A 12,781-nucleotide genomic window follows, 5' to 3' on the forward strand; every position below is an offset into this window, starting at 1 on the left:
AGCTTATCGGGTTGGAGGGCAAAAGGATCAACCATGCCCGGTCCATGGAGGTGAGGGTTCCGTCACTCTCCGCCAGGAATCGGTCATAAACATTCCTGGACAGTTGTCCGGCTATTATGGACACCTGTCCAACGACAAAGGAGTGCAATGATCATGGAAGCGGTGGCGAACGTGCTGGTGGGCCTGGTGGCCGCCCTGCACGTCTACATCCTGGTGATGGAGATGTTCCTGTGGCAGAAGAAGCCCGGACGGTCCCTGCACGGCTTCGGTCCCGACCTGGCCCGCACGACCGCTCCACTCGCCGCCAACCAGGGCCTGTACAACGGCTTCCTGGCCGCCGGCCTGGTCTGGGGGCTCATCGCGGACGACCCGACGGGATTCCGCGTCCAGGTCTTCTTCCTGGTCTGTGTGGTGATCGCGGGCGTGTTCGGCGCGGCCACCGCGAACCGCCGCATCCTGGTCGCGCAGGCCCTGCCCGGCGCGCTCGCTCTGGCCGCCGTCCTGGTCGCCGGATGAGCACGCCCCCGCCCGCGGACCCGAGGACCGCCCGCACCCGGGAACGGCTGCGCCGGGCCCTGCTCGACGAGTGCGCCGAACGGCCGCTGACCCGGGTCTCGGTGGCCGCGGTGGTACGCCGTGCCGAGGTCGGACGGGCTACCTTCTATCTGCACTACGACGGCCTGGAGGCACTGGCCGTCGACGCCTGCGCGGACATCGTGCGCGAGGCCGTGGAGGCCCTGCACGCCTGGCGGGGCCGCCCCGACCCGGTGCACGCGCCGCCCGCGCTCGTGGAGTTCTTCGCCTCCCTCGCCCCGCACACCGCGCTCTACCAGGAGTTGCTCGCCCCGGGCGGCGGCGGCCCGCTCGGCCGTGTCCTGCACCGCGACCTCAGGGCGTACAGCCTGCGCGAGCGGGAACTGGCGGGCGCGGCGGACGCCCCCCTCGTCGCGTCCGCCGTCGCCGCCACCTTCGCCGGGGTGCTGGCCGACTGGCTGCACGGCCTGATCGAGGCAACCTCCGAGGAAGTGGCCCACCAGGTCTGGCAGTTGCTGGTCGCCCTGCACGCGAGCCGCTGACCGCTACTTGCAGCCGAAGCCGTCCGCCAGCCGCGGCCAGGCCTCCACACCGTCAGGGGTGCGGACGTACACCTTCGCCGGCTCGTCCTGCACCAGCCACAACTCCCGCTCCTCGTAGCGGTATCCGGTGTCACGGGCGTCGGCGGGCATCCGGACGTCACCGTCGTAGGGGGAGGTCAGGGCGCCCGGCGGCAGTACCCCGGCGGGATCGCGGGCGTAGGTCTCGGCGTCCACGCCCCGGCCCATCGCCAGGAAGTGGGCCCGCTGCCAGTCGCAGTGGTCCGGTCCCGCGCTGCTGTGCACCGTCGTGATCGGCACCCGTCGGCCGTCCCGGTCGGTCCAGATCTCGTACCACTGGGAGTCGGTGAAGCTCGCGGGGAGTTCGGCCGGGTCGCAGGAGGCGCTGGTCTCCGGACCCCAGCCGGGCCGGTTCTCCCCGTCCTTGGCGACGACGACCGCGACCTTGGTACGGCCCTCGACGTCGAGGGAGTACAGCACCCGGTCGCCCTCCCGGCGCTCCTCGCGGTAGCCGGTGCGCGGCAGGTCGGGCTGCTCGATGTCGAAGTACGCCCGAAGCCCCTCCGCCGGGCTCGATCCCCCGTCCCCCTCGCTCCACCGGTCGGCGCCGCCGCCGGAGTAGATCTCCCCGTCGCACTCCAGGGCGCGGCCGGCGGCGCCGGACCCGACCCGGGCCGCTTCCGGGCTGTCCTCGTCGAGGTTCCGGACCGGCACGTGCAGCGGTCCGTCGTACGGCGTGGCCGGCGTCGCCCCCTCGACGACCAGGCCCTCCCCGTCGTCACCGCAGCCCACCGCGGTCACGGCCACCGCGAACGCCACCACCAACAGCCTCGCGCGCATCCCCACCCCTTGTCCGCCGTTCGGTTCCTCGCTCCTCCGACGCGGCGGCGGTCAAGAACGTTCGGCGGCGGCGGGGAACGTTCAGCCCCGGCCTGCGGACTCCTGGAAGGTGCGGCGGTAGGCCTGCGGCGAGACGCCGATCGCGGCGTGCAGGTGCTGGCGAAGGGAGGCGCCGGTGGCGAAGCCGACCTCGCCGGCGATGTGGTCCACCGGCAGGTCGCTGGCCTCCAGCAGGTGGCGGGCGCGGGCGACGCGCTGCTGGATGAGCCAGCGGCCGGGGCTGAGGCCGACCTCGTCGTTGAAGCGGCGGGCGAAGGTGCGTGCGCTCATCCGGGCGTGGGCGGCGAGATCGGCCAGCGTCAGCGGTTCGCCGAGGCGTTCCAGGGCCCAGACACGGGTGGCGGCCGTACTGGCGGCACCCGGCTCCGGGACGGGCTGCGGGATGTACTGGGCCTGGCCGCCGTCGCGGAACGGCGGGACGACACAGGAGCGGGCGACCAGATTGGCCAGTTCGCTGCCGTGGTCCTTGCGCACGATGTGCAGGCAGACATCGACGCCCGAGGCCGCGCCGGCCGAGGTGAGGATCCGGCCGTCGTCGACGAAGAGGACGTCCGGGTCGAGGTCGATGTGCGGGTAGCGGCGCCGGAAGAGGTCGGCCAGGTGCCAGTGGGTGGTGGCCTTGCGCCCGTCGAGCAGTCCGGCCGCGGCGAGGACGAAGGCGCCGGTGCAGATGGAGACGATGCGTGCCGTCGGAGGGATCAGCGCCAGGGCGGCGTCGAGCTCGTCGGTCAGCTCGACGGGGATGCGGTACGGGTCGATCGCCGCGATCACCACGGTGTCGGCGGTGGCCAGGATGTCGGGGCCCTGTTCGACGCCGATGGTGAAGTCGGCGTTGCTGCGCACCGGCCGGCCGTCGACGGAGCAGGTCAGCACCTCGTAGCGGCCCATCGCCGCGCCGAGGATCCGGGCCGGGATGCCCAGCTCGAAGGGGTAGACCCCGTCCAGCGCCAGGACGACCACACGTTCCTTTCTCATGGCACGATCCTATCGAATGATGGCCATCTTGCCATTTTCCGCGCGGGCGGCGCCCGGCACGCTGGTTGACCATGAGCACTGTGAACACCATGCGAGCCATCACCCAGGACGTCCTCGGCGGTCCCGAGGTCCTCAAGGAAGCCGAGCTGGAGCGCCCCGCGCCCCGTCCCAACGAGATCCTGGTCCGCGTCCGGGCGGCCGGGCTGAACCCCACCGACTGGAAGCACCGCGAGCACGGCGGTTTCCTCGGGCAGCCGCCCTTCGTCCTCGGCTGGGACGTCTCCGGCGTGGTCGAGGCGGTCGGTATCGGCGTCGCCCGCTTCCAGCCCGGCGACGAGGTCTTCGGCATGCTGCCGTACCCGTTCGGCCACGGCTCGCACGCCGAGTACGTCACCGGCCCGGCCCGCGCCTTCGCCCTGAAGCCCGCCGTGATCGACCACGTCCAGGGCGGCGCGCTGCCCCTGGTCTCCCTCACCGCCTGGCAGGCGCTGGTCGAGACGGCCGACCTGCGGCCGGGGCAGCGGGTGCTGATCCACGCGGCGGCCGGCGGGGTCGGGCACGTGGCGGTGCAGATCGCCAAGGACCGCGGCGCGTACGTCATCGGCACCGCGAGCGAGGGCAAGCACGACTTCCTGCGGAAGCTGGGCGCGGACGAGCTGATCGACTACCGGTCGACCGACTTCGCCGAGGCCGTGCGGGACGTCGACGTCGTCCTGGACACCATCGGCGACGACTACAGCCTGCGTTCGCTGCGGGTGCTGCGTCCGGGCGGGCTGCTGGTGTCGATCCTGCCGGTCGGCTCGGACCAGCTGTACACGGAGGCCGAGCGCCTCGGCGTGCGGGCACTGCGGATGCTGGTGGACGCCTCGCACTCCGGGATGAAGGCCGTCGCCGGCCTCGTGGAGCGGGGTGCCCTGCGCGCCACGATCGCCGGCACCTTCCCCCTGGCCGAGGCCGCCGAGGCGCACCGGCTCGGTGACACCGGCCGGACGGCCGGGAAGCTGGTCCTGGTGGTCGACTGATCTGAGCGGTACGCGGTCGGACCAGCGGCACGGGTCCGACCGCGGGCGCCCTGTGAGAGCTCTCATTCGATGGAGAGCTCTCATTCGATATTCACAGACATATGTCAATCGAACATGCTCAGATTCACTCCATCGAGGGTAACTTGCAGTGCGGGGAACGGTTTTGCTCTCACTCGGCGCCCCGGTGACGGCCCTGCGCTCGTACGCTCGCTGCACGATGTCACCCCGGCCCCCGGTGACCTGCAACCCCGCCGCCACAGGAGCAGGTTGGAGGCGATGTCGTCGTGCCGCAGGAGCCTGCGCCGCTCACCCGTCACTTGCGCGTACGCCAGGACCGCGGCCATACGGTGCTGGAGTTCCACGGCGAGATCGACCTCGCCGCGGCGGTCGAACTCCTCCCCTCCCTGGACCGGATGACGGCCCGCCCGCACGCCAGGATCGTCATCGACCTGCGTCCGGTGGAGTTCTTCGACTGCTCCGGGCTGCGGCTGCTGTACCGGGCCCGCACCCGGGTCCTGGACCACGGCGGACAGCTGCGGCTGGTCTGCGTCCATCCGCTCACCCTGCGCGTGCTGCGGCTGACCGGCCTGGCCCGGCTGCTGCCCCCGCACCCGACGCTGGACGCGGCCCTGGGCCAGCCCGAGGCCACGTCCGGGCCGGTGTGAGGGACGTCCCTACTTCACGATCCTGGTGACCTGCCCCGCTCCGACGGTCCGCCCGCCCTCCCGGATCGCGAACTTGAGCCCCTCCTCCATCGCGACGGGCTGGATCAGCTGGACGTACATCGTCGTGTTGTCGCCCGGCATGACCATCTCGGTGCCCCTGGGCAGCGTCACCACACCCGTGACGTCGGTCGTGCGGAAGTAGAACTGGGGACGGTAGTTGTCGAAGAACGGCGTGTGCCGGCCGCCCTCGTCCTTGGAGAGGATGTACGCCCGGGCCTCGAACTCCTTGTGCGGGGTGACCGATCCGGGCTTGATGACGACCTGCCCCCGCTCGACGTCCTCCCGCTTCACCCCGCGCAGCAGCAGCCCGACGTTCTCCCCGGCCCGGCCCTCGTCGAGCAGCTTGCGGAACATCTCGACACCGGTGACGGTCGTCTTCGTCTTCTGCTCGTGGATGCCGATGATCTCGACCTCGCTGTGGACGTGCAGCGTGCCGCGCTCGATCCGGCCCGTGACGACGGTCCCGCGCCCGGTGATGGTGAAGACGTCCTCGATCGGCATCAGGAACGGCTTGTCCACGTCACGCTGCGGTTCCGGCACCGCCGAGTCGACGGCGTCCAGGAGGTCGAGCACCGACTGCGTCCACTGCTCGTCCCCCTCCAGCGCCCGCAGCGCGGACACCTTGACCACCGGCACCTCGTCGCCCGGGAACTCGTACTCGGTGAGCAGCTCGCGCACCTCCAGCTCGACCAGTTCCAGGATCTCCTCGTCGTCGACCATGTCGGTCTTGTTCAGCGCCACGACGATGTACGGCACGCCCACCTGGCGGGCGAGCAGCACATGCTCCTTGGTCTGCGGCATCGGCCCGTCGGTCGCCGCGACGACGAGGATCGCGCCGTCCATCTGGGCCGCGCCGGTGATCATGTTCTTGATGTAGTCGGCGTGGCCGGGGCAGTCGACGTGCGCGTAGTGCCGGTGTTCCGTCTGGTACTCGACATGGGCGATCGAGATGGTGATGCCGCGCTGCCGCTCCTCGGGCGCCTTGTCGATCTGGTCGAACGGCGTGTACGGGTTCAGGTCGGGGAAGCGGTCGTGCAGCACCTTGGTGATGGCCGCCGTGAGCGTGGTCTTGCCGTGGTCGATGTGACCGATGGTGCCGATGTTCACGTGCGGCTTGGTCCGTTGGAACTTCGCCTTCGCCACTGCGGGCCCTCCTCGCCACGGGAGTGAGGCCGGGCCTTGCCCGGCTACCTCCTGTCTATTCGCTGCGTGGCGCGTCGAACAGGGCGCTGACGGACTCACCGTTGTGAATCCGGCGTACAGCCTCGGCGAGCTGGGGGGCGACGGTGAGCACCCGCAGCTTGTCGGTGCGCTCCTCCTCGGGCACCGGCACGGTGTTGGTGCACACGATCTCCAGCACGTCCGGCTGCTCGCCGATCCGCTTGAGGGCGCCGGAGGTGAACAGACCGTGCGTGCAGGCCACCCGGATCGAGCGCGGCCCCAGCTCCCGCAGCCGGTCGAGGAGTTCGAGGACGGTGCTGCCCTTGGCGATCTCGTCGTCCAGCACGATGACATCGCGGTCCGCGACCTCGCCGATGACGGAGTTGATGCTGACCCGGTCGTCCGCGAACCGCTGCTTGGCGCCCGCGGCCACCTGGGCGCCCAGCATCCGGGCGAAGGCGGCGGCCTCCTTGGCGTTGCCGAGGTCGGGCGAGACGACGGTCGTGCGGGTCAGGTCGTACTGGCGGAAGTGGGTGGCCAGTTCGCGCAGCGCGTGCAGGTGGTCGACCGGGACCGAGAAGAAGCCGTGCACCTGCGGCGAGTGCAGCGTCATGGCGAGGACCCGGCTCGCGCCCGCCGCCACCATCAGGTCGGCGACCAGGCGTCCGCCCAGGGAGATGCGGGGCTGGTCCTTCTTGTCGGAGCGGGCGTAGGAGTAGTGCGGCATGACCACGGTGATCCGCCCGGCGGAGGCCCCGCGTGCCGCGTCGCACATCAGCAGCAGCTCGACCAGGTTCTCCTGGACCGGGGCGACCAGCGGCTGGCACAGGAAGACGTCCCGCTCCCGGCAGTTGGCCTGAAGCTGCACCTCCAGACAGTCGTTGGCGAACCGGCTGACCCGGGTCGGGCTCAGCGGCACCCCCAGATGCGCGCAGACCTCCGCCGCCAGCTCGGGGTGGGCGCTACCGCTGAACACGGCGATGTCTCGCACGAATCCGCTCCTCGCATGATCATTTAGGCTGCCGGCCTCATGCTACTGAGCGCGCGCGGCACCTCGCCGGGCGGATGTGCCCAGGTGACCAGGGAGGGTGCCGTCCCGCTCTCGTGTGCTACGCGGTCCGCCTCACCACGACACGGGCAGCCGCCGCGGGCTCCGGGTGATCCGGCCCTCCCGCCAGTGGAGGGTCTCGGCCGTGAACTCTGCGCGCAAGCCGGGGAATCGGGCGGCCAGCCGGTTGAGCGCGAGGCCGAGCTCCAGCCGGGCGAGCCAGGCGCCGAGGCAGTGGTGGGGACCGGCGCCGAAGACCACGCTGGGGGCGGTCAGCGGCGCGAAAAGGTCGGGGGGACCGGTGCCGGGCGGAAAGACCTCGGGATCGCGGCTCGCGGAGTTCGTCTGGACGGCGACCACACCTCCCGCGGGGATCGTCACGCCGCCGATCTCGGCGTCCTCGACGGCCCGGCGGATCAGTCCGGGCAGCAGCCGGCCCTCGCTGAGCGGGACGACGCGCAGCAACTGCTCCACGGCCGTCGACGCGTCGTCCTGGTCCGCGCCGAGCCGGTCCCAGGCCTCGCGCCGGTCGGTGAGCAGATAGACCAGGATGTTGCCGAGGGCGGTCATGGTGGTCTCGTGGCCCGCCACGACCAGGGCGCAGACCAGGGAGGTCAGCCGCCGGTCGTCGACGCCGAGTCCGTCACCCGCCACCACCAGCGCGCTGACCAGGTCGTCGCCCGGCCTCCGCCGCCGCTCGGCGACCAGTTCCGCGGCGAACGCGCCGAACTCGCCTATCACGGCCGTCACTTGCTCCGGTGTGTGCGCGCCGCCGGACAGGGCGTGGTCGGCCCAGAAGCGGATCCGGTCGCGCTCCATGTGCTCCAGACCCATCAGCCGGGAGATCACCGAGACGGGCAGCGCCAGCGCGAACCCGTCCACGAGATCGGCGGGCCGGGCCCGCTCGGCGAAGGCGTCCAGCAGCTCCTCGACGACCGACGCCACCCAGGGCCGCCAGCGGGCGACGGCACGCGGGGTGAACGCCCGCTGGACGGTGCCGCGCAGCCGCTGGTGGGCGGGGCCGTCCTGGTTGAGCAGCCCGTCGGGGTCGTCGAGCAGATTCGGTACGGCGAGCAGCGGCGGCGCGTCCGGGGCGTGCAGGGACCCGCGGTCGAAGCGGGGGTCCATGAGGACCTGCCGCACCTCGGCGTGCCGGGTCACGAGCCACACCGGGGTGCCGGTGGCGAGGGTGGTCAGCCGGGGCGGGCCGGACTCGGGGAAGGGGACGCGGTGCATGGGGCAAAGGGGCCGGGAGGTGCTGTCTTGGCTCATCCGGGTCTCCTGGCCGAGGGCGGCGCGGGCTTCGGTGAGGGCGGCCCCTCACGCTAATGCGCCCCACCCGACTCCGTCAGGGGCACCAATCGGCCAACCGACCCGTCTCGCCCGGCGATTGGGGGGCATCCGAACAGTAGGAAGGAGGGCCGTCGCCATGACGACTCCCATCAGACGCCTCCCCAGGCGCATGCCCGGCTGGGCGAAGGCCGTGAGCGCCGTCGTGCTGGTGCTCGCCGTGCTGTTCGCCGGGATCGGGCTGAGCGTGATCCCGGGCCTGAAGGACGTGTTCGGCACGGAGACCCATGACCGCTCGGGTCCCGCGCTGCTCCAGTCCATCCAGGACATCAGCCGCTACGACGCCGCCTCCGGCAACTTCCAGGTCGTCGTGGACCTGGAGAAGGACGCCAAGTACCTGCCCGACGCCATCCGCGGCAGCCGCACGCTGTACGTGGGGGCGGGCACCGTGGACGCCTACGTCGACCTCGGCAAGGTCGGCGAGGACGACGTGACGGTCAACGAGGACCGTACGTCCGCCACGCTGAGGCTGCCGCACGCGGCGCTCGGGAAGCCCGCGCTCGACCCCGACCGCTCCTACGCGGTCTCCAAGCAGCGCGGGCTGTTCGACCGGATCGGTGATCTCTTCTCGGACAACCCCAACAGTGAGCAGGCCGTGCAGAAGCTCGCCGCGAAGCACATCGGTGCGGCCGCGAAGGAAAGCGCGCTGACCAAGCGCGCCGAGAGCAACACCTCCGCGATGCTCAAGGGGCTGCTGCACTCGCTCGGCTTCAAGGAGGTGAAGGTCGTCTACCCGGCCGCCTGATTCAGGCGGTCAGGACCCCGGGCAGGGCGAGCGCGCCGAGCACCACGGCGCCGACCAGCAGCCAGGCCACGTAGTCCCCGACGTGGCCGGACTGCAAGCGCCGGAGCGGGTCCGCCCAGGCCGGTGCGGCGAGCCAGGCCGGGCGGGCCACGGCGAGCACCGCGAGCACCGCGGCCAGCAGGGTCGAGATCAGGTCCAGCAGCACGCCGGCCGGGGTCCAGTGCAGGGACGGGACGACGGCTCCCGCCGAACCGGCCTCGTTCACCGCGTGCGCGACGACGTCGGCGAAGCCGGGGCCGACGCCCACGGCGAGCGCGGCGGCGAGCAACAGCGCGGGGACCGCCGTCATGGAGTCCGGGACCCGGCTGAGCCGCCGCCGGGTCTCGGGCTCCTCGCCGGAGCCGGTCGTCTCGTACGTGCTCGTGTCCTCCGGCTCGGGGCCGAGCCCGTAGAACACGCGGGCGGCGACCCGCAGTACCGCTCCGGCGGTCAGCGCGGACGCCGCGACGTACAGGACGGTGAGCGGTCCGCCGACGGCCTCCTCGGTGAGGGCCTTGCCGAGGCCGGTGCCGAAGGGCGGCAGCCCGGCGAGGGCGAGCGCGCCGATGACGAACAGGACGCCGACCGAACGCAGTTGCACGGCCCTGCCGTGCAGGGCGTGCTCGTCGACGTTGCCGTACCGGTCCAGCAGGATGCCCGCGCAGGCGAACAGGGCGGCCTTCACGCCGGCGTGGCCGATGACGTACAGCGCGACGCCGTCGTCGGCCTCGGGGGTCAGCACGCCGACGCCCATCAGGAAGAGTCCGGTGTGGGCGACGGTGGAGTAGGCCAGGAGGCGTTTGATGTGCCGCTGGTACCAGCACATGACGGCGCCGATCACCGCGGTGAGCGCGCCGAGGGTGACCAGCACCCGCTCGAAGTCGGCGGGCGGGACGCCGCCGGGGCCGGCGAAGACGGTGCCGTACATCCGCCAGACGCCGTACACGCCGAGTTCGACCATGACGCCGGAGAGCAGCATGCACACGGGCGTGGGGGCGACGGCGTGGGCGTCGGGGAGCCAGAAGTGGAAGGGGACGGCCGCCGACTTGACCAGGAGACCGGTCAGGACGAGGACGAACGCGGCGAGGACCAGCGCGTCCGGCGGGCCGTGGGCGTCGAGTCCGCGTCCGATCTGGCTCAGGGCGAGTTCGCCGGTACGGGCGTACAGCAGGGCGATGCCCATGAGCATGGCGTACGCGCCCAGCGAGGTGACGACGGCGAAGGTCAGGGCGCCCTGGACGGCCTTGGCCTCCTCGACCCGGTGACCGGTCAGGGCGTAGGCGACGACGCTCATCAGCTCGAACCAGACGAAGGCGTTGAACAGGTCGCCCGCGATGGCGAAACCGCACATGCCCGCCTGGAGCAGCAGCATCAGGGCGGGGAAGGACCCGGCGTGCCCGCGCGGCGGTTCGGCGAAGTAGCGCCAGGAGTACGCCAGGGCCGCGAGCGTCAGCAACGAGGCGAGCGCGGCCATGCCGAGCCCCACCCCGTCGCCGACCAGCACGATGCCGACGCTGCGGCCGTCGACGGGGGTCCAGCCGCCGACCCATTCGACGTACGGCGGTGAGGAGTTCAGCAGCAGCACCAGCGCGAGTCCGGCCGTAACGGCCGAGACGAGGCAGCCCAGGGTCTCGGCGGCCGCCCGGGGCAGCAGGCGCCCGCCCGCGACGAGCAGGGCGGCGCCCAGCAGCGGGAGGGCGACCAGCAGCGGCAGCAGGTCGCCCATCAGCCGCGCAGTTCGGAGAGCTCGTCGGGGTCGACCGTGCCGTGCCGTTTGGCGATCTGCACGACCAGGGCGAGCAGCAGGGCGGTGACGGTGGCGCCGACGACGACGTCGGTGAGGGTGAGCGCCTGGACGACGGGGTCGACGACCGGACGGCTGCCGGGCTCGATGTCGGAGAAGACGGGCGCGGTGGCGTCGTCGCGGTAGCCGACGGCCAGCAGCAGCACGTAGGTGGCGGACTGGCACACGCTCAGACAGCCGACCGCGTGGATCAGATTGCGGCTGGTGGCGAGGCCGTGACAGCCGATCAGGAAGATCCACGCGGCGACCAGGTAGGGGAACACGTCCATCACGTGCCGTTGTCCTCCTCGATCTCGACGGCCTGGTCCAGGAACCGGGCGAGCAGTACGACGACGGCGCAGGCGACCTCCATGCCGACGGCCGCGTTCAGCAGGGGCACGGTGCCGCCGGAGGACAGTGTGTTGAACGTGCCGTACGGCAGCAGGGTGTTGGCGAGGAAGGAGCCGGCGCCGATCAGACAGGCGAGGCCGGTGACGAGGTAGGCGGAGACGGCGAGGGCGTCGCCGACCTCGAACAGGCCGACCGGGCGGACGCGTTCCAGGGCGCGGTAGTCGGCGCCGAGGTAGAGGAGGTGCAGGGCCGTCGCCGCGACGATCCCGCCCTGGAAGCCGCCGCCGGGGCTGAGCTGGCCGTGGGCGATGACGTAGAGGCCGGTGAGCAGGGCCACGGGCAGGGCGGCGAGGGCGTAACGGCGCACCGGTCGGGCGACGACGGCGGAGGCGGGGCGGGCGCGGTGCTCGTCGCGGGTCTGGCGGAGCAGGACGACACAGCCGAGGACGGCGGCGAACAGGACGCTGATCTCGCCCAGGGTGTCGAAGGCACGCTGGTCGAAGTTGACGGAGGCGATGGTGTTGGCGGTGTCGCGGGCGAGGGACTCCTGCACCGCGCGGTCGCCGTAGGGGTGGCGGTCGCCGCCGAACTCGGGGAGGTCCCAACTGGCCGCGGCCAGCAGCGCGGCGAGTCCCGCGACGCCGACGGCGACGAGGAGGAGTCGGGTGCGCCGGTTCATCGCTCACGCCCCTTGTGGCGCGGGCGTTTGACCTTGCGGACGGTCAGGAGCATGAGCAGCGGGGTCAGGGCGGAGCCCACCGCGAGCTGCGACAGCGCGACGTCGGGTGCCTGGACCACGGTGAACAGCACGGCGAGCGCGGTGCCGAGGACGGCGAGCACCGGGGCTTGGCGGACGGGGTCGCGGACCAGGACCGCGGTGGTCGCGCAGGCGGCGACCAGCAGCAGCGCCACGACGATCATCGCACCTCCTGCGGGAAGCCGCCGGACAGGGCGCGGGAGGCGACGGCGTTGCCGACGACCAGCAGTACTCCGACGACCAGGAGTCGCACCATCTCCCGGCTCGGGCCGACGGCCGCGCACAGCACCGGCACGACGACCGCGGTCAGGGCGACCGCGGCCAGGGTCGGGCCGCGGGCGCTCGGTGGGTCGACGGCGAGTTCGTCGGCGAGCAGCCGGGCGAAGACGAGGGTGCCGACGGGGCCCAGCAGGGCGAGGACGAGCGCGAGATCGACGTAGGCGGGGCGGTCGTAGGCCTGGGAGAGGAGCAGCAGGCCGGGGCAGGCGATGGCGGTGAACAGGTTCTGGGCGACGACGCGGCGGCGCAGCCCTCCGGTGGCCACCCCGTACAGCGTGGCCGCGCCCCCACCGCCGAGGACCGCGCCCGCCGCGACCAGCCAGCCGTTCACGGCCCCGTCACCACCCTGCGCGCGGCGGTCGCGGCGAGCGCGCCGACGGCGGCGACGCCGGTCCCGACCGCGAGTTCCAGGGCGTCCACGGCGGTGACGAGGATCAGCCACAGCACGAGCAACGCGGCCCACCAGGCCAGCAGCTCGGCACCGGCGAGCAGAGCCGCCCTGCGCGTCATACGCCACCTCCTTCACCGGCGCGGCGAGATGTCCGTTTGCGC

16 protein-coding genes are annotated in these 12,781 nt (G+C 72.1%); 5 read left to right on the forward strand and 11 right to left on the reverse strand.

Annotation, left to right across the window (positions count from 1 at the left end; genetic code table 11):
- Positions 1-153: 153 nt before the first annotated feature.
- Positions 154-516 (forward strand): DUF1304 domain-containing protein, encoded by a 363-nt coding sequence (locus ACWDRW_RS34165; protein ID WP_451730461.1) that lies wholly within the window; start codon positions 154-156, stop codon positions 514-516.
- Positions 513-1,076 carry a TetR/AcrR family transcriptional regulator gene (locus ACWDRW_RS34170; RefSeq protein WP_451730464.1) on the forward strand — a complete coding sequence of 188 codons (564 nt, stop codon included), beginning with the start codon at positions 513-515 and terminating at the stop codon, positions 1,074-1,076. The genes ACWDRW_RS34165 and ACWDRW_RS34170 overlap by 4 nt, the downstream gene beginning before the upstream one ends.
- Positions 1,077-1,079: 3 nt before the next feature.
- Here the strand turns inward: ACWDRW_RS34170 and ACWDRW_RS34175 are convergent, their stop codons facing one another.
- Positions 1,080-1,934: a hypothetical protein gene (locus ACWDRW_RS34175; RefSeq protein ID WP_451730466.1), complete on the reverse strand. Its 855-nt coding sequence runs from the start codon at positions 1,932-1,934 to the stop codon at positions 1,080-1,082.
- A gap of 81 nt (positions 1,935-2,015) precedes the next feature.
- Positions 2,016-2,969 carry a GlxA family transcriptional regulator gene (locus tag ACWDRW_RS34180; protein WP_451730469.1) on the reverse strand — a complete coding sequence of 318 codons (954 nt, stop codon included), beginning with the start codon at positions 2,967-2,969 and terminating at the stop codon, positions 2,016-2,018.
- Between the two features lie 71 nt (positions 2,970-3,040).
- Here ACWDRW_RS34180 and ACWDRW_RS34185 point away from each other — a divergent pair, with 71 nt between their 5' ends.
- A complete protein-coding gene (locus ACWDRW_RS34185) occupies positions 3,041-3,991 on the forward strand; it encodes an NADP-dependent oxidoreductase (RefSeq protein WP_451730472.1) in 951 nt (316 codons plus the stop codon).
- A gap of 284 nt (positions 3,992-4,275) precedes the next feature.
- Positions 4,276-4,656, forward strand: coding sequence for an anti-sigma factor antagonist (locus ACWDRW_RS34190; RefSeq protein ID WP_451730475.1), 381 nt, complete (start codon positions 4,276-4,278; stop codon positions 4,654-4,656).
- A gap of 9 nt (positions 4,657-4,665) precedes the next feature.
- Here ACWDRW_RS34190 and tuf read toward each other — a convergent pair whose 3' ends face one another.
- The 3 genes from tuf to ACWDRW_RS34205 form a co-directional block, all read right to left on the reverse strand.
- Positions 4,666-5,859, reverse strand: a complete 1,194-nt coding sequence (gene tuf, locus ACWDRW_RS34195) for an elongation factor Tu (protein ID WP_451730477.1) — start codon at positions 5,857-5,859, stop codon at positions 4,666-4,668.
- A 55-nt stretch (positions 5,860-5,914) separates the two neighbouring features.
- On the reverse strand, positions 5,915-6,868 hold the full coding sequence (locus ACWDRW_RS34200; RefSeq protein WP_451730480.1) for a ribose-phosphate diphosphokinase: 954 nt from the start codon (positions 6,866-6,868) through the stop codon (positions 5,915-5,917).
- 132 nt (positions 6,869-7,000) lie between these two features.
- Positions 7,001-8,197: a cytochrome P450 gene (locus tag ACWDRW_RS34205; RefSeq protein ID WP_451730483.1), complete on the reverse strand. Its 1,197-nt coding sequence runs from the start codon at positions 8,195-8,197 to the stop codon at positions 7,001-7,003.
- 157 nt (positions 8,198-8,354) lie between these two features.
- On the opposite strand from ACWDRW_RS34205, the gene ACWDRW_RS34210 reads away from it, so the two are divergent.
- Positions 8,355-9,020: a DUF4230 domain-containing protein gene (locus ACWDRW_RS34210; protein ID WP_451730486.1), complete on the forward strand. Its 666-nt coding sequence runs from the start codon at positions 8,355-8,357 to the stop codon at positions 9,018-9,020.
- Position 9,021: 1 nt separating this feature from the next.
- On the opposite strand, the gene ACWDRW_RS34215 is transcribed toward ACWDRW_RS34210, so the two are convergent.
- The 6 genes from ACWDRW_RS34215 to ACWDRW_RS34240 are packed head-to-tail and all read right to left on the reverse strand — an operon-like array spanning position 9,022 to position 12,739.
- Positions 9,022-10,785, reverse strand: a complete 1,764-nt coding sequence (locus tag ACWDRW_RS34215; protein WP_451730488.1) for a complex I subunit 5 family protein — start codon at positions 10,783-10,785, stop codon at positions 9,022-9,024.
- Complete coding sequence (locus ACWDRW_RS34220; protein WP_451730556.1) at positions 10,785-11,132, reverse strand: sodium:proton antiporter; 348 nt, start codon at positions 11,130-11,132, stop codon at positions 10,785-10,787. The genes ACWDRW_RS34215 and ACWDRW_RS34220 overlap by 1 nt, the downstream gene beginning before the upstream one ends.
- A complete protein-coding gene (gene mbhE, locus ACWDRW_RS34225; protein ID WP_451730491.1) occupies positions 11,132-11,872 on the reverse strand; it encodes a hydrogen gas-evolving membrane-bound hydrogenase subunit E in 741 nt (246 codons plus the stop codon). Before mbhE ends, ACWDRW_RS34220 begins: the two co-directional genes overlap by 1 nt.
- A complete protein-coding gene (locus tag ACWDRW_RS34230; RefSeq protein WP_451730494.1) occupies positions 11,869-12,114 on the reverse strand; it encodes a Na(+)/H(+) antiporter subunit B in 246 nt (81 codons plus the stop codon). The genes mbhE and ACWDRW_RS34230 overlap by 4 nt, the downstream gene beginning before the upstream one ends.
- Complete coding sequence (locus ACWDRW_RS34235) at positions 12,111-12,560, reverse strand: MrpF/PhaF family protein (RefSeq protein ID WP_451730497.1); 450 nt, start codon at positions 12,558-12,560, stop codon at positions 12,111-12,113. Before ACWDRW_RS34235 ends, ACWDRW_RS34230 begins: the two co-directional genes overlap by 4 nt.
- Positions 12,557-12,739 carry a hypothetical protein gene (locus ACWDRW_RS34240; protein WP_451730500.1) on the reverse strand — a complete coding sequence of 61 codons (183 nt, stop codon included), beginning with the start codon at positions 12,737-12,739 and terminating at the stop codon, positions 12,557-12,559. The genes ACWDRW_RS34235 and ACWDRW_RS34240 overlap by 4 nt, the downstream gene beginning before the upstream one ends.
- Positions 12,740-12,781 lie beyond the last annotated feature (42 nt).

The organism is Streptomyces sp. NPDC003635, assembly GCF_053587635.1.